Raw genomic sequence first — 22,384 nt, 5'->3', positions numbered from 1 at the left:
CCGCTTGAATTTCATACCGTCCGAAACGGTCCTGACCGCCGCCCGGACATCAGCCACCGCTTATTCATAAGCCAGAACCCACAAATAAATGGAAGCGACCGAGCCATATGGCGAATACGCCTGCCGATACCGATCGAACTGCGCCTTGGTGATCGCATCAAGCCCATACAGGGCCATCATGCCCCGGCGAATGGCGATGTCGCCCCAGCTTACGATGTCCGGCCGCTCCAAAGCATGGAGGAGCAGCATCTCGGCCGTCCATTTCCCGACTCCGGGCAGCGTCATTAAGCGAGCGGCCGCCTCCGCATCGGGCAAGCGCCGCAGCTCCTGCAGATCGAACGCGCCAGTGGCTGCCATCCGGGCAATCTCCCGAATGCGCTCCGCCTTCGTCAGCGGCATGCCGCAGCCCTGAATCCGTTCAACCGGCTGCGCTGCCAGATTCCGGGGAGAGATCTCCCCCAGCCGATCCTGCATCCGTTCCCAGACCGTGTTGGCCGCCTTCACGGAGACCAGTTGTCCCACGATGGCGTGGACGAGCGCGGCGAACGGATCGGGGATAATGACCCGCTCCACCCTGCCGAGCCGGGCCATCGCAGCCCCAAGCGCCGCATCGGCGCTTCGCAGGTAATTGATTTCCCGTTCCCCATAGTCAAAATACTTCGTCGCGACGTTCCCCAATCCGCTCCCCTCCTCCGTCCGGCTTCTGAGCTTGCCGTTCATAGTAATCTTGCCCGCGGAAGCCGTTGAACACGGAGACAAGCCCGCACAGCCGCAGCCGCTCTTCGTCCACCCGTTCTCTTCCATAGGCCTCGATGAAGCGCTCCGCATAGCGGTCGCTCCCCAGATTGAATTGCAGCGACCACAGCGACCAGAACAGATCATAATGCGGATCGCCCAATCCGGCATAACCTACATCGATGTACCCGCTCCGCTCGAATTGATGCAGCATCAGATTCGGCAGGCAATAATCGCCATGAATGAGCGTCCGTTCTCCGCTGCCGGATACCGCGCCGTATAGGGCCAGCATATCCTGATAAGCGGCATCGGCGCCGGCATAGCCCATGTAACGGAGCAAGCTCAGCTCCGCCTTGCCGCTTCGATAGTTCTCCTCCGCCCGGCTGACCATCTCCTCCAATCCGTTCATGCAGGGACAGTCCGCCCCGGGAAGCTCATGGAAATAGGACAAGCTGCCGGCAAAGATATCGCACAATCGGGATGGCTCCGCCAAATATTCGGAGCTGGCCGCGTCCGTGCCCATGATCCGATCGGTGATGAGATAATCCCGGGAAGCATCGCTAAAATACATTCTGACGTTCGGACACGCGCCGAGGCTCGAGAGATGCGCCGTCATCCGCGCTTCCTTCTCCATCTGCCCCGAGGCAGTCACCTTCACAAAAAATGAATCGTCCGCGCGATCCATTCGATATACGACGGAGCGGGGCTTGTCCTTCACGACCGTTGCCGCCGCTCCCTGGCAATACGCCTGCACCGCTTCCGGATAAGACGCAAGCCTGGCCATCGTGTCTCTGCTCATCTCTATCCCCTCCACCGTTAGCTGACAGCCCGTACCAGGTAATGTTCATACGTCGCCGGCAAGCCTTGAGCCGTGGCATGTCGACGGAATATCTCTTCGATGGCGGGCAGAGACTCATCAATCACCTTCCCGATGAGCACGGGCGATTGTCCGAAGCAGCGGATGCGGATCACATCCATCGGATCATGCAAATATTGCACGCTGGTCACGGTCTCGATCTCAACCTGCTTCAGACCTCCCTGTTCCAGTCGCTGCGCAAGGCGATCCAATATAGGCGTTCCGTCCGGCGCAGGCTCGAAAAATCCGGGAAACAAGCGCGGCAGTTCCCGCGACAGCCGATCGCCCGGATGGAGCGCGAGAAGGCGCCCGCCGGGCTTCAAGACCCGGGCCATATGCGGATAGCATGAGGTCGGTCCTCTGCGGTTGTAGGCGCAGTCGAACTCCCCGTCCGGGATGAAGCCGCTCGTCACATCCAAGCCGGTGATTCGCTTCACGATCGGAGACCATTGCACTGTAAATTCCCCATGGCCGCAGCCTACGTCGAGCACGATGCGATCGCGGATCATTTCCCTTACTTCCTGCTCGAACCGCGTCTCGGCATTCGGCTCCGCAATCGTCGACTTCCACGAGTATGCATAGGCGCCGGATAAGGCCGCGATTTGGGCGTACCACGCAAAGGTATGGGGCGTAAGCCATTCCTGGTGATTTCTTGGATCCTCCAGTTTCATGTGCACAAGAACACCTCCGGGCCGTGATTTATACCTGCCTTTTCAAAAGTACATCAAGTCTACCATCCCTTCTGGAAAAATCAATACCGGAATCTTGCGATCCAACTGGCCGCTAACGCCCATACACACAACATCTCGCCGCTGGAAAACGAGTGACATTCCATAATTTATTCGGGAAGAAGGTATCCCCGCATATTTTGCCGATAGATGTAGATGCAGGTGCTGCCCAGCCGGTTCCGATTATTAGACGCGCGGGCCGTGAGAGCAGGCGAAGATGAATACATATCGATGCCGACAGGAGAAGGATGGTCAATGAATGACACGATAGAACGGGATGAGTGGGAGCTGGAGAGAGAGTTATACTTGAAAACGAATGACTTGACGAATGCGGGCAGACACGAGGAAGCGATCGCCAGCGCCGCCGGGATGCTGCGCTATTTTCCCCAGCACGAAGGCGCATTGCATCTGATGTCATTATGCTACCTCCGCATGGAGCGGTACGAAGAAGCCGAGCATACGGCGCGTGAACTGCTCGCCGCTCATCCAGAGGCGGAAGCGGGCTTGGAGCTCATGGGCATGCTTCATTTCGAGAGAGGAGACTCCCGCCAAGCGGCGGCCGTTTTCGAGCAATGCATCGAGTTGAGCCCGGACTCCGCTTATTATCGAAAATGGCTGGCAAGAGCATTGTACCAAGGCCTGGATCGCAATCGGGCTCTGCGGCGGTTCGGATGCGAGTTCCGCCCGGAATATGGGTCCCAAGCGAACAAGGCCATCGCAGCGCTGCATGAGGCGCTTCGACGGGAACCGGATAGTGAATCCCATTATCTGATCGGCTTGTGCTATGATGCGTTAGGCTTGCCGGAAAAGGAATTCGAACACCTGAAGGAGGGTGTCGTCTTCGATCCGGACCATGCCGGCATCCATACTCGCCTTGCTCGCTCTTACGTGATGCATGGCGATGTGAACTCGGCCCAGTCCCATTGCGAATTGGCGCTGATGCTTGATCCTCATTGCCCGGAGGCCCTTGCGGTGGAACAGACGCTCGATGCCTACCGTCAAAATGCCAAGCAGTATTATAACGCCAAAAAACAATATTGGAAGGCCGTCTGCCGGATACATCCTGCAGAAGCTGATCATTGGCGGCAGGCCGCCCGGATCAAATTGGACTACGGGGCCGAGCGGCCGTTGAAGGAACTCAAAACCTATTTAAAGCTGGAACCCGCGGACTTGGAGATGCAGGTCACCTATGGGAAGCTGCTGCATGACGACAAGCAGTACTTGTCCGCCCGGCGGCATTTCCGCAAGCTGGACGCCCTGCACCCGGGCAATGTCCATATCCAATCCTGGCTGGATACGATATCCCAATTGAACCGCGCCAAGCTGTACCTCACTCCGCTTCGCAGATGGTTGGTTCGCTGCTTGATCCAGTATCCGTATTGGATTTTGCTGTTTTTGCTTGTCATGCCTTTTTATCTTATCGCGCATTTGTTTTCAAGACGGAAAGCATAGAGGTTTACTAGCTTCCGTGCACGAATTGCAAGAGAGGAGTCGCCGTTTCTTTGGAGTATTCTACAGCATTTATTCAAGCCATAAGAGAAGCCTGCTCACCGTATAAGGGAGATAAATGTTATCCCGATGGGATCCCGGATCATATTCAGACAAGAGTGAGGCAAAAATTCGCCGTGCCGGATGACGAGCCGCTTATCGCTTTTTTCGATTTCACGATTTTCGGACACGGCAAAGACGGCATCGCCATCGGCGGGAGCGGATTTTATTGTAAAGAAGTATGGACCAAAACGTTCATCTCCTGGACAAAATTCGCAAAGCTGAAAAAGATTGAAATTCAAAACAAAAACCTGGTTCTTGATTCGATTCTCGATCTCGGCGTTGCCTCCTCGCCCATCCCAGGCGGCCAATTGACGGCTTTGGCGGCCCGGCTGCGGGATACGGCGCTTGAGTTCACTTCACAGGAAGCGGCTTCACAGCTTGAGAGAGAGCACGGCGCCGGGCAGGAACAGATGCGGCTGCATGAAGCGCTCCTTCGCGTCTTCCAGCCTTATCGCCGGAATAAAGTCTATCTTCATCCGGTACCCGATGACTTGCTGGCCCCCGTCCGTATCAGGTGCAATATTCCGCGGGACGAGACCGTATTCGTCTTTTTTGATTTTACTATTTTCGGCAAAGGCAAAGGAGGGATCGCGTTCACCGAAGAAGGAATGTACTGGAAGGCCATCACGGTCAACTTCCTGCCCTGGCGGCACTTCACTCCCCCCGCCCGGGAGCCTTCCGATGACACGACGCTGCGTCTGGCCGGGAACGAGATCAATTTGTTCGGCAGTCCGCTCAAGCATGCGGAATGGGTGGACCTGCTCAACGAGATCGGCGAGCTGCCGGAATTGGCTGCCATGAGCCAAGAAGCCGAGACAGCGCCTTCGGCTAGTTCGGAAGTACATACCAACGGTTCCGACTCGCTGCGGCAGGCGATACTTCGTGTCTTGCAAACGTACGGCGGAGAAGCCATTTATAAGAAGACATTGCCGGATAAAATCCATGAGCGCGTCCGGAGACATTTTCCGCTGCCTGCCGATTGGTCCGTCTGGGCGTATTTTGATTTTGCGCTGATCAGCAAGGGAAAAAATGGCGTCGTCTTCACCGATCAAGGGCTTTATTGGAAAGGGCTGGCTGAAGGCTGCGCTTTTATCCCCTGGTATCGGATTCGCCAAGCCGAGCTGGAATACAGGGCGAAGCAGGACGTTATCGTGCTGGATCACGAAGATTCTTACGCCGTCAACGGCAGTCCAATCCGCGGAGCGGAGTGGCTCGATATGCTTGCAAGGATAAAGGCGCTGCCCCAACTATCCGGGCTGGTCGGTCCGATTGCTGCCGTCTACCCAGACGAGACTTCTCCGCTGCTGGATGAGGAGTTCATTGCCGCGGTTTGCCGCGCGCATTCTTTTTTTGACAAATTACATGATTACAATATGGACGACGAGAAGAAAACGCTGTTCCGGGAGCATTTTCGCATCCCCGGCACGGAGCCATTGTTGGCGTTCCGCAAGACAGACTCGGTGAACTCGGGGAGATACGGCTTGACCGTCACGGGACGGGCCGTGTGCATCTGCAACGAGACGCTCTACTGCAAGCGGGCGCGAGTCATCCTGCCTCTGGGCGGGCTGCCTGCGTTGCGCCTAACGGTGCGCGGCAAATCGCTCTATGTTGGCGAGGAAGAAATTTTCCGCCGCGGAGACGCCGTTTCCCTGCTCGCCATGCTTACCGATCTCCAAGTGTATGCCGAATCGCTGAACGCGGCGGACAACCCGGTGCGCTATCCTTATGACGCCTCCTACGCGCCGCGCTGGAATCTTCCGGTGCGGAATTCGGAAGAGGAACGCTGGATTGTGGCGGAAGGCGGGATGCTGCGCGGGGTGTACAGCGGCTCGGAGCTGACATGGGCCGCAGATACGGGACAACTGGATCCGGCGCGCACCCGCTGCTGGAAAAAAGGGCTGGCGGCATGGATTGGTGCGGAAGACGCCGGCTTTGTCCGCTCGCGCGGGACCCATTGATCGAACCTAACCAAGAGCAACCATAAGCAAGGAGATGACGAGAATGGACAGGCTATCTTTTTTGAAGCGGATGGCACGGCAGCATCCGGACGATGCCGAAGCGCTCTATTGGCTGGCGGCGGAATACGCGGCTTGCGGACAATGGGTGGACGCGATCGGGCAATACAGCGCCGCGCTAGCCGTCTGCGCCGACGATGCGCTTCGCGCCGCCTTGCTGGCGGGGCTGACGGAAGCGACCGCCCGGCTTCGGCAAGGCGGCGTTCCTGCGGAGCCATCCGCTGCGGCCGGCAGCGCACGCGCAGAAAGCGGCGAATCTGGCGCCGAGTCCCCGGCTGCCGCGGGAAGCCATGCGCTTGAACCCGGAGACGCGGCAAGCCGAACCCCGGAATCCGCAGACACCGGTGAAGAGGAGGACGGGGAATTCGAGGATGAAGACGTCCCGGACGAGGAATGGGATGCCGCGCACGCCGGCCAAGCGGCCGTCTTCGCCCGTTCGGGCATTGGCCTGCAGGTGCTGGATGGCGGAAAATCCGCCGCGTCGCAGCCATCGGCCGCGTCCCACAAGGTGACGTTCGCCGATGTCGCCGGATTGCAGGAGTTGAAGAAGACGATACAGCTGCGTATTATCAGCCCGTTCCAGAACCAGGGGCTGTTCTCCAAATTCCGCAAAAAGGCGGGCGGAGGCGTGCTGCTGTACGGTCCCCCGGGCTGCGGCAAAACGTTTATGGCCAAAGCGACCGCGGGCGAATGCCGGGCTGCGTTCTTCCCTGTTCACATTGCGGATATTTTGGACAAATACATCGGCGTCAGCGAGCAAAATCTGCGGGATTTGTTCGACAAGGCGCGCGCGCATAAGCCGAGTATTCTGTTCTTCGATGAGATCGATACGGTCGGCTTCAACCGTTCGAAGTCTTCGTCCAGCATGCGCGGCATGATCGATACGTTCCTCGCCGAGATGGAAGGCATCGATACGAGCACGGATCAACTGCTCGTCATCGGCGCGACGAACATGCCTTGGGACGTCGACGATGCCCTCAAGCGCCCCGGCCGCTTCGATCGGCTCGTCTTTGTCGCGCCTCCGGACGAGGAAGCCCGGGAGCATATGTTCCGCTTGAAGCTGGAAGGCCGCTATATCGAGAACATCGACACCGGGCGGCTGGCGAGCCGCACCGAATTTTTCTCCGGGGCGGACATTGAACATTTATGCGAGAGCGCGGCCGAGCGGGTGCTCGGCGAAATTCTCGAATCCGGACGCGAGCGTCCGATTCGGATGGCCGACTTCGAAGCGCTGCTGGAGACCGCGCGCCCGTCGACGCTGGAATGGCTGCGCAAAGCGAAGAACTACGTCAAATATGCCAATCAGACAGGAGCGTACAATGACGTGGAGGATTATTTGCGCACATACGGCCGGCGAATTTGAACCTTCAATAGATAGGGAATGTCTCATCGCCCTGATCATGACCCAGGGCAAGACGGGATGCCAGAGAAGGGAGACCGGGAAAGGCGGCGGGACATTCCGCAGGACGAGGACTGCAACTAGCAGGATATTCGGAGGAAGACCAATGGGACTGGCGATGGAAGTTGCTTCTGGCTTGGCCCCTAATCCTGCGTTTGTGCAGGATTTTACGCTCTTTCAGCCCCTCCCTGAATCAATTCCTGCAAAACTCAGTCTGTTGGAAAACCACTGTTTTTTACGAAGGGGTGGGGATGGTCCATTTTCCTCATCCAGACATTGGCTCTCAGCGCGTCTTAAATCGAGTTTTTTACCGGGAGAAGAGATCCATCGCAGGTGAAAAGTCCCATAAACTGCTCAATGCCCTGATTTTACGGGATCCAAGCGACCGCGTCGGATGCTGGGGGCATCATCGCATTATCCGGCCTGCTCGAAGCATTATCGGCCTGCTCGAAGCATCGTTGCCTCCCGGGGCTTGGACGTGCGGAGGAAATTGCTGCTATTTTACAGGAATTTCGGCTTAATGAGTCCACATCCCGGGGAATTGCTGCAAATCTACATCATTTTAGGCCCTTTTGCTTCAAGCCGAAGCGAAACGGGGAAAATTCCTGTCATTTTGCAGGATTCCCTTTCTGGAATCGTCGTCCCTATCGAATTGCTGTATTTATGCAGGATTTCGCTTACTGAATAGGAGCGTCTGGAGAAATCGTGGAGTTTTGCGGATTTCGCCTGCCGGATGGGCGTGTCCAGGGAAATGGTGCAGTTTTCAGGATGGTGGAAATATCCATTTTCCTACTCAAAACTTCTTTCTCAACAGCCTGTGTTTTGCAGGATTTCCGGCCACGGAGTACACGTCATAACGAAAAGCTGCATATTCACAATATTTTCAGCCGCTTCCTGTGAGTGCAGGCGCGGGGCTGTCTCATCAATGCGAAACAACGGCTGACGGGACAGCCCCTTGTTCGTCCTTTCCTTCTTCTTCATGCCGTCCTCTGTATTCATGCGGCGTTGAGCCCTCGCTCCTCCGCGGCATCGGCCTCGGCAGCGGCGCAGCCCGCCAGTTCATAAGGCAAGCAGAGCCGAACGCCTGTCCCCGGATCGGGCACGGTATCCGCCTGGCTCCCGAACACCTCCCGCAGCACCTGCGGTATCCTCACTTCTGCCGGCGTTCCCTCGCGGGCGACCGCCCCCCCGCTCTGATCGCGACCATATGCTGGGCATCGCGGGAGGCATGATTCAAGTCGTGGACGGCCATGACGATCGTGCGCCCTTCCTCCGATTCAGCTTGTGCAGCAGTTGGAGCACCTTCAGCTGACGAGCCATATCGAGAAAGGTCGCGGGCTCGTCAAGCAACAGAATGTCCGTCTGCTGGGCCGCGCCATTGCAATCCAGGGGCGATGCCGCCGGCCTCCGCGACGGGGCGCTCGCGGAAGGCGTTCATGCCCGTCATGGCGATCGCCCGCGCGACGCGGAATGGACAGATTCAAGTGCCGCATCCTCTGGAACAGCATCTGCAAACTCTATGAAATCAGCATGGCAGCGCCGAACTGCGCCTGATGCAGCCGCTAGTAGATGCCCCGGGCGGCCAACAGCTCATCATGCTTCCCTTGCTCCGTAATGCCCTGCTCGGTGACGACGACGATCCGATCCGCATTCTTAATCGTCGCCAGCCGATGCGCGATGACGAGCGTCGTCCTTCCCTGCGACAGCGCGGACAGCGCCTCCTGGATCGCGGCCTCGGTCTCCGTATCCAGCGCCGACGTCGCTTCGTCCAGAATGAGGATGGCCGGATTCTTCAGGAACATGCGGGCAATCGACAGGCGCTGCTTCTGACCGCCCGACAGCTTGACGCCGCGCTCGCCGATAAACGTGTCCATCCCTTGCTCCAGCGACAGGATCAGCTCCTCCAGTTGCGCCTGCCGCGCGGCTTCCCATATTTCTTCCTCGCTCGCGCCGAGCTTGCCGTACGCGATATTTTCCCGAATCGTGCCGTCGAACAGAAATACGTCCTGCTGCACGATCCCGATATGGGAACGAAGCGATTCGAGCGTTATTTTCCGAATATCCGTCCCGTCGATCGATATCGAGCCCTCATCGATCTCATAGAAGCGCGGCAGCAGGCTGCACAGCGTCGTCTTGCCTGCGCCGGACGGTCCGACGAGCGCGACGGTCTCGCCCGCCCGAATGGTCAAGTCGATGCCGTTCAAAATCTTCTCCTTGTTCTTATAGCCGAAGCTGACGCCGCTGAAGCGGATATCCCCCTTCGGCTTGCCGATCGGGCGGGCATCGGGAGCATCGGCGATATCGGGAGCCGTCTCCAACAGCTCGAGATACCGCTTGAAGCCGGCGATCCCCTTCGGATACATCTCGATGACGGCGTTGATCTGCTTGATTGGGCCAAGAAAGACGTTAGACAGCATCACGAAGGCAATGAATTCCCCGTACGTCATCTGCTCGTTGATGACATACCATGTGCCGCATACGAGCACGAACAGCGAGATGAGCTTCATCAGAATGAAGCTGACCGAGGAGTTCCACGCCATAATCTTGTACGTGACGAGCTTCGTCAACCGGAAGCGGGCGTTGTTCTCGGCGAAGCGGCGAATCTCATGCTTCTCGTTGGCGAACGCCTGGACGACCCGGATGCCGCTCACATTATTCTCCACCCGCGCGTTATAGTCGGCGATATCGGCGAACATTCGCTTGAAGGCTCGCGACATTTTGCGGCTGAAATAGAGCGACAAGTAAATCATGAGCGGCACGATGATGAACGTCAGCACGGCCAGCTCCCAGTTGATGCTCAGCATGATGCCGAAGGCGCCCGCCAGCGTCATGACGGCGATAAAGAGATCCTCCGGTCCGTGATGCGCAATCTCGCCGATATCCATCAGATCATTCGTCATGCGGGACACAAGGTGGCCCGTCTTGTTGTTGTCGAAGAAGCGGAAGGACAGCTTCTGCACATGATCGAACAGCTTTTTGCGCATGTCCGTCTCAATGTTGATGCCCAGCTTATGCCCCCAGTATGTAACGACGAAGTGGAGCCCGGCACTGACGACATAAATGCCCAGCAGCATGAGGCAGGCATACAGAATCCACCTCCAGTTGCCGCTCGGGAGCAGCTGATCGACGACGCCGTTGACGGCGACCGGAAAGGCGAGCTCCAACACTGCGGCCAGGATGGCGCAGGAGAAATCTAGAACGAACAGCCATTTATAGGGCTGATAATAAGCAAAAAACCGTCGCAGCACAGTGAAAACCTCTCTTTTCCTTCATGATCAAGCCTCTGTCCGCCACTTGCCTACGCTTTGGACCGAGCAAGCAGATAGAGAAAATAAGGGGCGCCGATAACGGCGACGACGATGCCTGTCGGCACCTCGGACGGCTGCAAAATCCAGCGGCCGATCGTATCTGCCGCCATCACAAGCAGCGCGCCGGTCAGCGCGGAAGCCGGCAGCAAGAGTTGATGCTTTGGTCCGACCAGGCGCCGGGCCAGATGCGGGCCGATCAAGCCGACGAAGCCGATGCCCCCGCTCACGGCGACGCTGGAGCCGGCAAGACCGACCGCAGCCCCAAGCAGCTTCAGCTGCTCGCGCGACACATTCGCGCCGAGGCCGATCGCCGTCTGCTCCCCCAGATTCAGCACATTCATGATGCGGGCCTTGCAGAATACATAAGGCAGGAGCACGACGATGAACGGCAGCAACGCCAGCACGAACTTCCAGTTCGTTCCCCAGATGCTGCCCGCCAGCCAGGTCGCCACGAATTGATACTTCTCCGGGCTGAGCCGGAGCGTCAGCACGATCATGGCGGCGCTGATGCCCGCCGCCACCGCCACGCCCGTCAGCAGCAGGCGCGTCGGCCGCATCCCTTCATGGCGCTTATAGGCAAGCGCGCAGATGAGGGCGGCCGTCAGTCCCGCCCCAATCCACGCCAGCAGCGGCAGCAGGAACACCGGAGCGGCGGCCGTCGTCGGATAGAACGAGATGAACAGCATCACGACAAGTCCGGCGCCGGCGTTAATGCCGAGAATACCCGGGTCGGCCAGCGCGTTGCGGGAGATGCCTTGCATGACGCAGCCCGATACGGCCAGGCCCGCTCCGATAAGCAAGGAGAGCACGATGCGCGGCAGGCGGAATTCGAACAGAATCAGCTGCTGCTTATCGGTCCCCGCTCCGAACAAGGTGCGCGCCAGATCGAGCGGAGACAGCCGGATGAATCCGGTATTCATGCTGACAATGAACATCGCAACAATCAAAATTCCCAATATGGCCATAATCGCCAGGCTCCGATTTCGCTTGCGGCGCTCCGGGGTCAATGAGGTAATCTGTGCCATTTTGCTTACAGCTCCCTTCTTTCTTTACGCGCCAGGAAGAGGAAGAACGGAACGCCGATAAGCGCAATCAGCGCGCCGACAAGCGTCTCGAACGGCGGATTGATCATTCTCGCGGCCAGATCGGCGAATACGACGAGCAGACTGCCGAATACCGCCGAGCAAGGAATAATCCAGCGATAGTCGACGCCGACCAGATAACGCGCCAGATGAGGGATAATGAGTCCAACGAAGCCGACCGCTCCGACAACGGACACGGCCGCCCCGGCCAGAATCAGGACGATGACCGTCCCCGCCAGCTTCACCAGTCCGGTGCGCTGCCCCAGCCCCTTCGCGATCTCGTCGCCCAGACTGAGCATCGTAATCGAGCGCGAGATGGCGATCGCGCCGATTAGCGCGGCCGCTATCCAGGGGAACATAATTTTGAGCTGGAACCACTTCGTCCCGGCCACGCCGCCCGCATACCAGAAAGCCAGATCCTGCCCGATCTTGAAGTAGAGCGCGATGCCTTCGCTCAGGGCTGACAGCAGCGCGCTCAGCGCCGCTCCGGCCAGCACAAGGCGCACTGGCGTCAGTCCGCCCTTGGCCAGCGATCCGATGCCATAGACGAGCACGGCCCCGAGCCCGGCGCCCAGGAAGCCGTACATGATCAGATACATGAACGGCAAGCCCGGGAAAAAAGCGAAGCAGATGGCCAGCATAAATCCGGCTCCGGCATTAAGCCCCAGCAGTCCGGAATCCGCCAGCGGGTTCCGGGTCATGCCTTGCATGATGGCTCCGGCCACAGCGAAGCAAGCTCCGACCATCGCCCCGCCCAAGACGCGAGGCAATCGGAGCTCTTGAATAATCTGATGCTGCGTCACATCGGGATTGAAGCGGAAGATCGCTTCCCATACGGTCGCGAACCTGATATCCGCCGCGCCGAACGATATCGATAAGACGAGGCCGAACGCCAACGCAATCAGGCCGCCTATAATTATGATGATGCCCGCCCATGGACGCGACCGGAAGTCGGCTTTCTCCGGGACGGGTTCCTTGCGCAACGCGTTCGCTGCTTGATTCATGCATGTCACCCTCATGGCAATTTGATATTGATTCTCATTTTCACCAATATCATTCTAGGTCGATTGCACAGCAGTGGCAATGGACAAACGAAAGCGATTTTTTGCACAAATCCCAAAGCCCTTCCTCTCCCATCGATGGACGGGTTGCCGGCTAACCCCCTCAGCCGCGCCCTATCGGGCATGCGAACGGCTTCCCGATCCCCTTCGTTCTTCCCTTTTTCTTTTGCACAAAATAAAATGCGCTCCTTTTCATCCGCCATTGAAAGGCCTGTATTTTTCTACCACACCAATCAATGATAATCATTATCAAATTTGAGAGGGGCAGGATGTTGAAGATGATCAGATCCGGCTCGATCCCCCGCATGCGGCCGCCCATGAACCAGCGTGCTGATATTCATTCTCTTTCACTCGCTTGCCATTGTCTCCCGCCTGCTCCCGGCCGGAATTGGACAAACCGGCGCGTTTCTTTGTACAATCTCAGTCATTAATATCTGCTTGCGACGGAGGGATCGGAAGGATGAAGATGACAAGAAGCCAGATCGCCAGGCTCACCGGAGTGCACAAGGAGACGATCCGCTACTATGAACTCCAAGGCGTGCTGCCTGCCCCCAAAAGGGCGTCCAATGGCTACCGGGTCTACACGGGCGAGGATCGGGTCCGGTTAAAATTCATCAAGGACGCCAAGTCGCTCGGTTATTCGCTGCATGAAATCAAAGAAGCATTGCAGTTGCTGTCAACCCGAATGGAGGCCGATGAGCTGAGAGAGGTGGTGCGGGACAAAATCGGCCAGCTTGAAGCCAGAATCGAAGCGCTGGAGAAGATGAAGGGGCTGGTGGCCGAACTGCTGGCGACCGCGGAGGAGGACATTGAGCAGTATTTGCAGACTTTCCGTCCGCACGATGGGAACAGGACTTGACATTGTAGCATGCTACAGACTTTATACTACGGGTGACAACAACAGAAGAACCCGTTCCCTCAATCCGGGAGCGAGTTCGTAGCACTGGAGGTATGTAACATGACAGGATGGGAACTTGCCGTCATCGCCGCCAACCTGCTGGCGGCCGCATGGAGCTGCTTCGGCAGGAAGGACAAGCGGCGGGATGCGGCGGCGCTGTCGGTGCTGGCCGCCGCATGTCTGCTGCACGCCGGCATCGGCCCGCTTCGGCTGCAGATGCTTCCCGCCTATATCGTGACCTTGCTTCTAGGCCTGATGCTGCTCAGCCGACTCCTTCGCGGCGGCGGGCGGCTCCGCCCGGCCCGCATCACGATCGCGGCGCTGTCGCTGCTCGTGCTGGCCTTGTCCGGGGCTTCCGCCTATATGACGTATCTGTTCCCGGTCTTCGCCCTCCCGGAGCCGACTGGCTCCTATGCGATCGGGACCGCATCCTATCACCTGGCCGATCCGAGCCGCGAGGAGACCTATACGGACGACAAGGGCGATAAAAGGGAATTGATGATCACCGTCTGGTATCCGGCCGATCCGGATGCCGCAGCCAAGCTGCCGCGCAAGCCCTATCCGAAGGAAGTGGCCGAAGCCATGAGTCTTGTCTTCCGCTTTCCGCCGTCCCTGTTCGGATATTTGGACGCCATCCCGACCCATACGGTCGAGGGAGCCGCCGTCTCGGGCACGCAGCCGAAGTATCCGGTGCTGCTGTTCTCTCCGGGTGTTCGTTCCACGCGCTACCAGAGCATGACGATCGTCGAAGAGCTGGCCAGCAACGGATATATCGTCGTCGGCATCGATCACCCGTACACGTCCTCGAAGGTGACTTATCCCGATGGGAGGAGCGTGCTGTACCGCCCCGATCCGGAGTACCCTGCATCCGCGGCGCAGTATGAAGCGAATGTGGCCGGGATTGACATTCGTTCCGAGGATGCCCGCTTCGTGCTGGACACGCTGACCGGATGGAACGCCGGCACTGGCGATGGGGGCCATCTGCTGCGCGGCAAGCTCGACCTTGATCGGGCCGGCATTTTCGGACATTCCTATGGCGGGGCGACGACGGCCGAGACATTGGCCAAGGACAGCCGCTTCAAGGCCGGGGCCAGCCTGGAAGGCGGCTTCTGGGGCAGCGTGGCGCACACGGGCCTGAAGCAGCCGTTCATGTATATGCTGACATCCGATACGGCGGACATGATCCGGGAGCAGCTTGAAGGCAGCCAAGCCGCCGATGACGGCGGAATCGGCCAGGGCACGCGGGAGAAGCTGTTCTACGAGGAATATATTCCCGATCTGCAGTCCGTCTACGAGAAAAGCGCTGCCGACCGCTACTACTTGACCGTCAAGGGCTTTTTCCATCAGAGCTTCGCGGATGTCGCGCTCCTGTCTCCGCTGTTCGCCAAGGAGGTGCCCGCGGACCAATCCGTACGCATTAACCGGGACTATGTCCGCTCCTTCTTCGACCGCTACTTGCTCGGCAAGGAAGCGCCGCTGCTGGACGGGCCGTCGCCCCAGTATCCCGAGGTGGAGTTCGATCCGAAGCTGACCGTGACCGGAGCGGCGGCGGCCCCCTCCCGGCAGGGTAACATCCCGGCCGCGGCTCTCCGCCGCATCGGCGCGGAGCCGCCCGCAAGCCTGCGGCAACGTTCGCGGCATGCCCGGGTCCGCGCGGTCTTGAGCGCCATCCACAGGCCTAAGCCCGCGGGGACCCCGCATGCTCCGGCGTTCCCTGCCTGATTCCCTTCCCGTCACGCCGGCCCTCGCCCAAGGAACTCCCCGCCCGCTAATCCTGCTCAATCACCGGCGGAATTCCCGGATACTTGACGACAGGCCATTTCGTCTTGCGGAGCGCCTTCATCAGCTCCGGCGAGCCATAGACATTGTCTCTCACCAGATCATGCGGAGTCAGCGCCATCCATTGGTTGAGAGACACGTCGGCGAAGCGGTCGCTCTTGAACATTTCCAGGAACCACAAGCTGTCCGTCCCCGTGTTCTGAATGTAGTGGCCGAACGCGAACGGAACGTATCCGACGTCGCCCGCCCGGTAATTGAACGTCCGTGCCGAGCCGTTGCCCGCGAAGACCGTCATTCTTCCTTGACCGCGAAGATAGTACTGCCATTCGTCATTATTCGGATGCCAGTGCAGCTCCCTCATCGCGCCGGGCTTAATCTCCACCAGGGCGGCGGCCACCGTGACGGATACGGGGAAGTTGGAGGAATCGACGATGCGGACGGAGCCTCCCGGCGTCGTCAGCGGAGGCTGGGCGAGCAGACGGTGCACGAAGCTCCGCTCGACGGTGCCGTTCGGGTCCGGCACTTGCTCCTCCGGGATCGGACCCGGAACCTCGTCCTGGAAAATATACAATTGCTCGGCCGGCACATGCTTCAATGCGCTGATCGGCACTCCGAAATTGGCCGACAGCACTTCCTTCGGGGTGTGCGCGAACCAATCGGAGATCGAGAGAGTGTTCAGATCGGAAAAATTGCCGTCATCGAACACAAGCAGAAATTCGCAGCCTTCCTCCAGCCCCTGAATGGAATGAGGAATGCCCGGCGGGAAGTACCACAAATCGCCCGGACCGACATCGGCGATAAAATTGCGGCCATTCTGATCGACCGCCGTAATCCTCGCCCGGCCCAATATCATGAAGGCCCATTCGGCCTGCTGATGCCAATGAAGCTCTCTTACCCCTCCCGGCGTAAGACGCATGTTGACCCCGGCCAGCGTCTTCGCGACCGGCAGCTCCCGCACCGTAACCTCGCGGGACCAGCCACCCTGATTCAACTGCATATGCGCGTCGGAGAACGAGAACTTCAAGTTCGGCACCAGTCCTTCGTCCGTAACCGGCGGCACGAACATATCCGGGTTCTCCCGATCGCGCATCACGTCGCGCGGGCCAAAGTCGGTTGCACCGGCGCCGTCGCTTTTTCGAATCGGATGCGGGATGCATTCCGGCTGCGCTTGCTTCGGATTGTGTTGCACCCGTTAACCACCTCCGCCTCAATTTGTTGTAGCTTGGCATCTTCCTGACGAACCATTGAGGAACTGCAGGTTTTCTCTCTGCACAAAGTAAACCATATGAGGCGGCGGCAGTCAGTATACCCGGAAATTGGCGAGAGAAACATGAACTGCTCCCATATCCGTTATTACGCATCATTTATCACTTATCCACATAGACAGAAATCTCGATCAGATTTTCATCCGGGTCCCGCACATAGACCGAGATGATGCGGCCGACGGCGCCGGTGCGGACCACCGGTCCCACTTCTATCGGAACGCCGCAAGCTTCCAGATGCTCAATGATTTGTTCAATTGAGGTTTTCGTAATGAGACATACATCGGCAGAGCCCGGAACCGGCTTCCTCGCTCTCGGCTCGATATCCTGCCCTACTTCATGCAGATTGAATTTCTGCCTGCCGAACCGCAGCGCCTTCCGGTTGTCGCCGAAGGTGACGACTTCCATGTTCAGCACATGATGATAGAAATGAATCGTCTTTTCAATATCTTTTACGGTCAAAACGAGATGATCCAACGCTTCGATAGTCAACATTCGATCTCTTCCTTTCCTTACAAGCTTCCTGCGCTTAGTCCAAGCGACAGTGGCAGGCAACGTTTCCTCGGCATTTCCCCAGCAGTGTCCGACAGATGAAGCTTAGATTCCGCTATAACTATCGTATTCCTATTCGTCAGCCGCCATGCCGATGGCAAGATACGACCAGCACATCCATATCGCGGCCATGGCGCAGCAGCGACCGGACCGTCGAGCCGCGGACAAGCTCTTTCGCCAGCGTCCGCTTCCTCGGTTGGCCGACAATCAGTTGGGTCGCCCGGCATGCGGCAGCTTGGCACAGAATGACTTGGTGTACGAGTTCAGACTCCGCCGCGTCATGAACCTGGAACGTCCCGCCCAAGCGGACCGTCATCTCCTCCAGCCCGGAGATCCTGGTAAGCTCTTCTTCCGCTGCTTCCCTTCCTCCCGGACGCACATGGATCACATGCCATTCAGCCTTGAGGCGCCAGGAGATGCGGAATCCGCGGCGAATCAATGTTTCCGCAGATGACGCATTCGGGACGCAGACGATTATGGCCTCGTGACGGCGCCACGGTCCGCGCAGCGAAGAGGTCCGCTCCCACGATTCCAGCCGCTCATCGACATCGTCTGCTATCTCCCGCAGAGCCAATTCCCGCAGGGCAATCAAGTTTTCCGTTTTGAAAAAATGAGTTAGCGCCTGTTCCACCTTCTCCATCGCATAAATTTTTCCCTCCCTCATTCGCTGCCGCAGCATCTGTGGAGTCACGTCGATAAGCTGCACTTCGTCCGCCGCATGAAGCACGCGGTCCGGCACCGTCTCGCGTACGCGAATGCCGGTCAGCTGCGCTACGGGATCATTCAAGCTCTCGAGATGCTGCATGTTGACGGTCGAGATGACCGATATTCCTGCGTTCAGCAGCTCCAGCACATCCATATACCGCTTCTTCCGTGCGCTTCCCGGCACATTGGTGTGTGCCAGTTCATCCACGAGCACGACATCCGGCCGGGATCGAAGCACCGCCTCCGTATCCATCTCCTCGAGGCGCGCTCCCCGATACGTGACGGTCCGGCGCGGCACGATCGCGAGGCTCCCCGCTTGCGCCTGCGTATCGCTGCGGCCGTGCGTCTCCAGCAGGCCGATCACGACATGGAGCCCTTTGCGCTGCAGCTCATTGCCTTCGCGCAGCATCGCGTACGTCTTGCCCACGCCCGGAGCAGATCCGACATATACTTTGAAGCTGCCTCGCTTCGGCGCGGCGGCCGCGCCCTCTCCTCTCGGCGAGTCCGAACGCCCCTGGCTTCCGGCGGCGGAGGGCCCCCTCATCTTGGCTGCCAGCACGCGCTCCCCTTCATATAGAGAACGATCCGCCATGAAGAACAGATCGATGCGCTCCATCCTCCGCAGCAAGCCATTGACCGCGGAGCCGTGCCAGAGCTCCTGGAGCCGGGTCTGCCTGGAATGGCCCAATACGATCCGGGTCGCCTTCTGCTCGGCCGCATAGCGGATAAGCGCGTCCGGGAAGGAGCGGCGGGAAGGAAGCGGACGCTCCTCGAATCGCCCGCCTACTTTCTCCGCCAGCTTCCGCATCGAACGCCGAAAGGCGCGCTCCTCCCGGGTCAGCTTCTTCCCCGGCCGTATGAACGCGGCGACCAGCAAATCGCCATTAAGCCGTCTGGCTATCTGTTGGCCGCGGCGAATACAGAGGGAGCCGTTCCAGTGATACTGCACGGCGACGAGGATACGCTCCGCCGAACCGGCCGGCCCGTCCATGCCCTTCGCTTCCCGGCGCTGCGCGAGAGAGGCGTGCGCGTCCTTGGCGACCAGCCGCAGCGCAAGCTCCCGCAGCAGCGCCACCTGATCGCGCTGGAATGCGGGGGCGCACGGAAGCGTCGCCAAGCGGGCGATCATCGTCTCCGGAGTGATGTCGATGAGCCTCACTTCGTCGGCCAGCGCCAGCACGTCGGCGCTTACCGCGGCTTCGCCTGCGAGGCCCGATAAGGCGCGGGCCTCGTCATTCGCCCCGTCCAGCTCATAGACGTTCACCGTCGTAATGACGCTGATGCCATGAGCGAGCAGGCAGCGGATATCGTCAAGCCGCGTTCGGCCCCGCGCTTCCGGGCGATTGCGATGGGCCAGGCCGTCAATGAGCAGCACGTCCGGATTGCGGGCCAGGATCGCCTCCACATCGAGATCCTGCTTGGCCGCATTCCCTGGCCACGGAATGCCGGGAATGGATTCAAGCTCCGTTCCCGGCTCCGCCAGGCCGGCAGGGTATTGGCTTGAGCCGCCTGCGACCGCCACATCGATGCCCCGGCCCATCAGAAGCTGCCCTTCCTGCAGCAGCTCATACGTTTTCCCGCAGCCATTGACCGGGCCGATATACAGCTTCAATCTGCCATGCCGCTGCTTCGGGAGCGGCAACACTTGTTCATCCGGCGTCTGGTGCCGTTGCTCTTCCACATGTGATCCCTCCTTAAGGGGAAGGCCCTGCTTCCGCTTGAGCGACAAGCGTATGGCAAGCAGGGCAGGGCCGCTCCGTTACCGGTTCAGCAGCGCCCGGAGATCCAGGTTCAGGGCCAGCACATTCACCCGCGGCTCGCCGAACAGCCCGAGATCGCGCCCTTCCGTATGCTCGCCAACCAGCTTCTCCAGTTCCGCCTGCGCGATTCCGGTCAAGCCGCTGATGCGCGGAATCTGAACCCGTGCCGCTTCCGGCGTAATATGCGGGTCCAGGCCCGAGGCGGAGTTGGTGACCAGATCGATCGGAAGCTGGGCGGCCGGCACGGCCGGATTGCTGCGCTCCCAATCGCGGACAGATGCCTTCATTCGTTCCAGCAGCTCCGGATTGGACGGAGCATAGTTATTCGAACCGGACGCTTCCGCCTGATAGCCGATGCTCGAAACCCGTCCGTGGAAATAGCGCGGATCGTCGATCGGCTGGCCAATCAGCTCGGAGCCGATGACGGCTCCGCTGCCGTCGCGGATAAGACTCCCGTTGGCGCGTTCCGGGACCAAGGCCTGCAGCAATCCGGTGCATGCGAGCGGATAGACAATGCCGCACAGCACGATGAAGACGACACTGAGTCTTGCCATGCTGATTACAGCCGCTGCGCCGCTTCGAGCACCTTGCTCTTGTGTCGCCTGTACAGAATGGTTCATCATATTTCATCCTTCCCTCCCGATTCGGTTATACCCAGAGATGAACGACCAGATCGATTAATTTGATGCCGATGAATGGCGCGATGACGCCGCCGAGGCCATAGATGAGCAGATTGCGGCTGAGCAGCCGCGAGGAGCTCACCGGACGATAGGAGACGCCCTTCATCGCCAGCGGAATCAGCAGCGGAATAATAACGGCATTAAATAGTAATGCCGATAATATGGCCGACATAGGCGAACCGAGGCCCATCACATTCAGCGCGCTCATCTCGGGAATCGCGGCCATGAACATGGCTGGAATAACCGCGAAATACTTCGCGATATCGTTGGCGATGCTGAAGGTGGTCAGCGCGCCCCGGGTCATGAGCAATTGCTTCCCGATCCCTACCACTTCGATGATCTTCGAAGGGTCGGAATCGAGATCGATCATATTGGCCGCCTCCTTCGCGGCGAATGTCCCGCTGTTCATCGCCAGCCCCACATCGGCCTGGGCCAAGGCCGGCGCGTCATTTGTGCCGTCCCCGGTCATGGCGACCAGCTTGCCTGCCGCCTGCTCCCGGCGGATAACGGCGATCTTGTCCTCCGGCTTGCTCTCCGCGATATAGTCGTCCACGCCGGCTTCGGCGGCGATGGTCGCGGCGGTCAGCGGGTTGTCGCCCGTGCACATCATCGTCTTGATGCCCATCTTGCGGAGCTGCTCGAAGCGTTCGCGCATGCCCGGCTTGACCGTATCCTTCAAATAAATCAGTCCGACAATCCGCCCGTCTGCCGCGACCGCGAGCGGGGTGCCGCCCTGCGAGGCGATCCGGTTCCCCTGCTCGTCCAGATCCGCAGGGATGGTCCCGCCTTGGGCGGCCGCCCATTTTTTGACTGCATCAATGGCTCCTTTGCGCACTTGGCGCCCGTCCTTCAGATCGACGCCGCTCATGCGGGTCTCCGCTCTGAATTCAATGCAATCCCCGCCCTCCGCAAGGGCAGGATCGAACGTAAGATTTTCCTTCTTCATCAACTCCAGCACGGAGCGGCCTTCAGGCGTATCATCGTTCAGGGAGCTAATCGCGGCCCATTCGGCCACGGTATGCAGCTGTTCATTCCCGACAGGCACGAACTCGCTGGCCATCCGGTTGCCGAAGGTGATCGTTCCGGTCTTGTCGAGGATCATGGTGTTGATATCCCCCGCGGCCTCCACCGCTTTCCCGAACATCGCCAGCACATTGTACTGCGTCACCCGGTCCATGCCGGCTACGCCGATGGCAGACAGCAGCCCGCCGATCGTCGTCGGAATCAGACAGACAAGAAGCGCAATGAGAACCGCCGCATCGAGCTTAATATTCAGGTAGGCCGCGATCGGGGCCAGAGTGACAACCACAATCAGGAAAATAAGCGTCAAGCTGATCAGCAGCGTATGGAGCGCAATCTCATTCGGCGTCTTCTGCCGCTTCGCTCCTTCGACGAGCGAGATCATCCGATCCAGGAACGTATCCCCCGGATCGCTCGTGATTCGTACCTTGATGGCATCGCTGACAACGCGCGTGCCGCCGGTTACCGAGCTGAAATCGCCGCCCGCTTCCTTGATGACGGGAGCCGATTCCCCCGTAATGGCGGATTCGTCCACAGACGCGAGACCCTCGATAACTTCTCCGTCACCGGGAATCACTTCCCCTTGCGAGACGAGGACGATATCTCCCTTGCGCAGCTCCGATGCGGCCACTGCAGCAACGCCGTGTCCCGTAACCTTGTTCGCCACAATGTCCTGCTTCGATTTTTTCAGAGATCCCGCCTGGGCCTTGCCCCGCCCCTCCGCCAACGCCTCTGCGGCATTGGCGAACAGCAGCGTGAACAACAGAATCAGGAACACGGCCAGATTGAAGCCCATATTTCCCTCCGTACCGAAGTAGCCCGGGAACAAGAGCATCAGCAGGACGACGAAGGTGCCGGCCTCGACGACGAACAAAACGGGATTTCTCATCATCGTCACCGGATTCAGCTTCCGAAGGCTATCCTTCCCTGCTTGCTTGACCATATCCTTCGTTAGCACGCGCTTGCGATTCGCTGTATTCATATCCGATTCAC

17 protein-coding genes and 1 pseudogene are annotated in these 22,384 nt (G+C 59.1%); 6 read left to right on the top strand and 12 right to left on the bottom strand.

Annotated elements, in window-relative coordinates; genetic code table 11:
• Window positions 1-60: 60 nt before the first annotated feature.
• The 3 genes from L6439_RS12800 to L6439_RS12790 are packed head-to-tail and all read right to left on the bottom strand — an operon-like array spanning window position 61 to window position 2,262.
• Window positions 61-678, bottom strand: a complete 618-nt coding sequence (locus tag L6439_RS12800) for a DNA-3-methyladenine glycosylase family protein (protein WP_213471361.1) — start codon at window positions 676-678, stop codon at window positions 61-63.
• Complete coding sequence (locus L6439_RS12795) at window positions 650-1,534, bottom strand: aminoglycoside 3'-phosphotransferase (protein WP_213471362.1); 885 nt, start codon at window positions 1,532-1,534, stop codon at window positions 650-652. Before L6439_RS12795 ends, L6439_RS12800 begins: the two co-directional genes overlap by 29 nt.
• Window positions 1,535-1,551: 17 nt before the next feature.
• Window positions 1,552-2,262: a class I SAM-dependent methyltransferase gene (locus L6439_RS12790; protein WP_237096915.1), complete on the bottom strand. Its 711-nt coding sequence runs from the start codon at window positions 2,260-2,262 to the stop codon at window positions 1,552-1,554.
• A gap of 312 nt (window positions 2,263-2,574) precedes the next feature.
• Between L6439_RS12790 and L6439_RS12785 the strand changes: the two genes are divergently transcribed.
• The 4 genes from L6439_RS12785 (at window position 2,575) to L6439_RS12770 (ending at window position 7,621) form a co-directional block, all read left to right on the top strand.
• On the top strand, window positions 2,575-3,771 hold the full coding sequence (locus L6439_RS12785; RefSeq protein WP_213471364.1) for a tetratricopeptide repeat protein: 1,197 nt from the start codon (window positions 2,575-2,577) through the stop codon (window positions 3,769-3,771).
• A 50-nt stretch (window positions 3,772-3,821) separates the two neighbouring features.
• Entirely contained in the window at window positions 3,822-5,828 is a 2,007-nt protein-coding gene (locus tag L6439_RS12780) for a hypothetical protein (RefSeq protein WP_213471365.1), read from the top strand.
• A gap of 43 nt (window positions 5,829-5,871) precedes the next feature.
• On the top strand, window positions 5,872-7,248 hold the full coding sequence (locus L6439_RS12775) for an ATP-binding protein (protein WP_213471366.1): 1,377 nt from the start codon (window positions 5,872-5,874) through the stop codon (window positions 7,246-7,248).
• A 142-nt stretch (window positions 7,249-7,390) separates the two neighbouring features.
• Entirely contained in the window at window positions 7,391-7,621 is a 231-nt protein-coding gene (locus L6439_RS12770) for a hypothetical protein (protein ID WP_213471367.1), read from the top strand.
• Between the two features lie 658 nt (window positions 7,622-8,279).
• Here L6439_RS12770 and L6439_RS12765 read toward each other — a convergent pair.
• The 4 genes and pseudogenes from L6439_RS12765 to L6439_RS12750 form a co-directional block, all read right to left on the bottom strand.
• A pseudogene (locus tag L6439_RS12765) lies at window positions 8,280-8,740 on the bottom strand (ABC transporter ATP-binding protein); the annotation flags it as partial.
• Between the two features lie 106 nt (window positions 8,741-8,846).
• A complete protein-coding gene (locus L6439_RS12760) occupies window positions 8,847-10,532 on the bottom strand; it encodes an ABC transporter ATP-binding protein (protein ID WP_213471368.1) in 1,686 nt (561 codons plus the stop codon).
• A gap of 50 nt (window positions 10,533-10,582) precedes the next feature.
• Window positions 10,583-11,617 carry a FecCD family ABC transporter permease gene (locus L6439_RS12755; RefSeq protein ID WP_168178437.1) on the bottom strand — a complete coding sequence of 345 codons (1,035 nt, stop codon included), beginning with the start codon at window positions 11,615-11,617 and terminating at the stop codon, window positions 10,583-10,585.
• A 5-nt stretch (window positions 11,618-11,622) separates the two neighbouring features.
• The gene (locus L6439_RS12750; protein ID WP_213471369.1) at window positions 11,623-12,678 is read right to left on the bottom strand and encodes a FecCD family ABC transporter permease; all 1,056 of its coding nucleotides are present in this window, start codon (window positions 12,676-12,678) and stop codon (window positions 11,623-11,625) included.
• Window positions 12,679-13,195: 517 nt separating this feature from the next.
• On the opposite strand from L6439_RS12750, the gene L6439_RS12745 reads away from it, so the two are divergent.
• Both L6439_RS12745 and L6439_RS12740 read left to right on the top strand, forming a co-directional pair.
• On the top strand, window positions 13,196-13,594 hold the full coding sequence (locus L6439_RS12745; protein WP_213471370.1) for a MerR family transcriptional regulator: 399 nt from the start codon (window positions 13,196-13,198) through the stop codon (window positions 13,592-13,594).
• A gap of 99 nt (window positions 13,595-13,693) precedes the next feature.
• Window positions 13,694-15,355: an alpha/beta hydrolase family protein gene (locus L6439_RS12740; protein WP_213471371.1), complete on the top strand. Its 1,662-nt coding sequence runs from the start codon at window positions 13,694-13,696 to the stop codon at window positions 15,353-15,355.
• A 46-nt stretch (window positions 15,356-15,401) separates the two neighbouring features.
• Here the strand turns inward: L6439_RS12740 and L6439_RS12735 are convergent, their stop codons facing one another.
• The 5 genes from L6439_RS12735 to kdpB form a co-directional block, all read right to left on the bottom strand.
• Window positions 15,402-16,601 carry an oxalate decarboxylase family bicupin gene (locus L6439_RS12735; RefSeq protein ID WP_168178433.1) on the bottom strand — a complete coding sequence of 400 codons (1,200 nt, stop codon included), beginning with the start codon at window positions 16,599-16,601 and terminating at the stop codon, window positions 15,402-15,404.
• 178 nt (window positions 16,602-16,779) lie between these two features.
• Window positions 16,780-17,169, bottom strand: a complete 390-nt coding sequence (locus L6439_RS12730; protein WP_213471372.1) for a VOC family protein — start codon at window positions 17,167-17,169, stop codon at window positions 16,780-16,782.
• A 136-nt stretch (window positions 17,170-17,305) separates the two neighbouring features.
• Window positions 17,306-19,612: a histidine kinase gene (locus L6439_RS12725; protein ID WP_213471373.1), complete on the bottom strand. Its 2,307-nt coding sequence runs from the start codon at window positions 19,610-19,612 to the stop codon at window positions 17,306-17,308.
• Between the two features lie 78 nt (window positions 19,613-19,690).
• Window positions 19,691-20,311 (bottom strand): potassium-transporting ATPase subunit KdpC, encoded by a 621-nt coding sequence (kdpC, locus tag L6439_RS12720; protein ID WP_420540592.1) that lies wholly within the window; start codon window positions 20,309-20,311, stop codon window positions 19,691-19,693.
• 28 nt (window positions 20,312-20,339) lie between these two features.
• Window positions 20,340-22,373: a potassium-transporting ATPase subunit KdpB gene (gene kdpB, locus L6439_RS12715; RefSeq protein WP_213471375.1), complete on the bottom strand. Its 2,034-nt coding sequence runs from the start codon at window positions 22,371-22,373 to the stop codon at window positions 20,340-20,342.
• Window positions 22,374-22,384 lie beyond the last annotated feature (11 nt).

The sequence above is a fragment of the Paenibacillus dendritiformis genome, assembly GCF_021654795.1.
Taxonomy (GTDB): domain Bacteria; phylum Bacillota; class Bacilli; order Paenibacillales; family Paenibacillaceae; genus Paenibacillus_B.
Note: the sequence above shows the minus strand (reverse complement) of the source record. Positions and strands in the feature narration are given on the sequence as shown.

Bases quoted from the DNA above. Each gene is read 5' to 3' on its own strand.
- L6439_RS12775 (WP_213471366.1), top strand. From the start codon at position 5,872: ATGGACAGGCTATCTTTTTTGAAGCGGATGGCACGGCAGCATCCGGAC.
- kdpB (WP_213471375.1), bottom strand. From the start codon at position 22,373: ATGAATACAGCGAATCGCAAGCGCGTGCTAACGAAGGATATGGTCAAG.
- L6439_RS12730 (WP_213471372.1), bottom strand. From the start codon at position 17,169: ATGTTGACTATCGAAGCGTTGGATCATCTCGTTTTGACCGTAAAAGAT.
- L6439_RS12755 (WP_168178437.1), bottom strand. From the start codon at position 11,617: ATGGCACAGATTACCTCATTGACCCCGGAGCGCCGCAAGCGAAATCGG.
- L6439_RS12785 (WP_213471364.1), top strand. From the start codon at position 2,575: ATGAATGACACGATAGAACGGGATGAGTGGGAGCTGGAGAGAGAGTTA.
- L6439_RS12740 (WP_213471371.1), top strand. From the start codon at position 13,694: ATGACAGGATGGGAACTTGCCGTCATCGCCGCCAACCTGCTGGCGGCC.
- L6439_RS12770 (WP_213471367.1), top strand. From the start codon at position 7,391: ATGGGACTGGCGATGGAAGTTGCTTCTGGCTTGGCCCCTAATCCTGCG.
- L6439_RS12790 (WP_237096915.1), bottom strand. From the start codon at position 2,262: ATGAAACTGGAGGATCCAAGAAATCACCAGGAATGGCTTACGCCCCAT.
- L6439_RS12795 (WP_213471362.1), bottom strand. From the start codon at position 1,534: ATGAGCAGAGACACGATGGCCAGGCTTGCGTCTTATCCGGAAGCGGTG.
- L6439_RS12745 (WP_213471370.1), top strand. From the start codon at position 13,196: ATGAAGATGACAAGAAGCCAGATCGCCAGGCTCACCGGAGTGCACAAG.
- kdpC (WP_420540592.1), bottom strand. From the start codon at position 20,311: ATGAACCATTCTGTACAGGCGACACAAGAGCAAGGTGCTCGAAGCGGC.
- L6439_RS12750 (WP_213471369.1), bottom strand. From the start codon at position 12,678: ATGAATCAAGCAGCGAACGCGTTGCGCAAGGAACCCGTCCCGGAGAAA.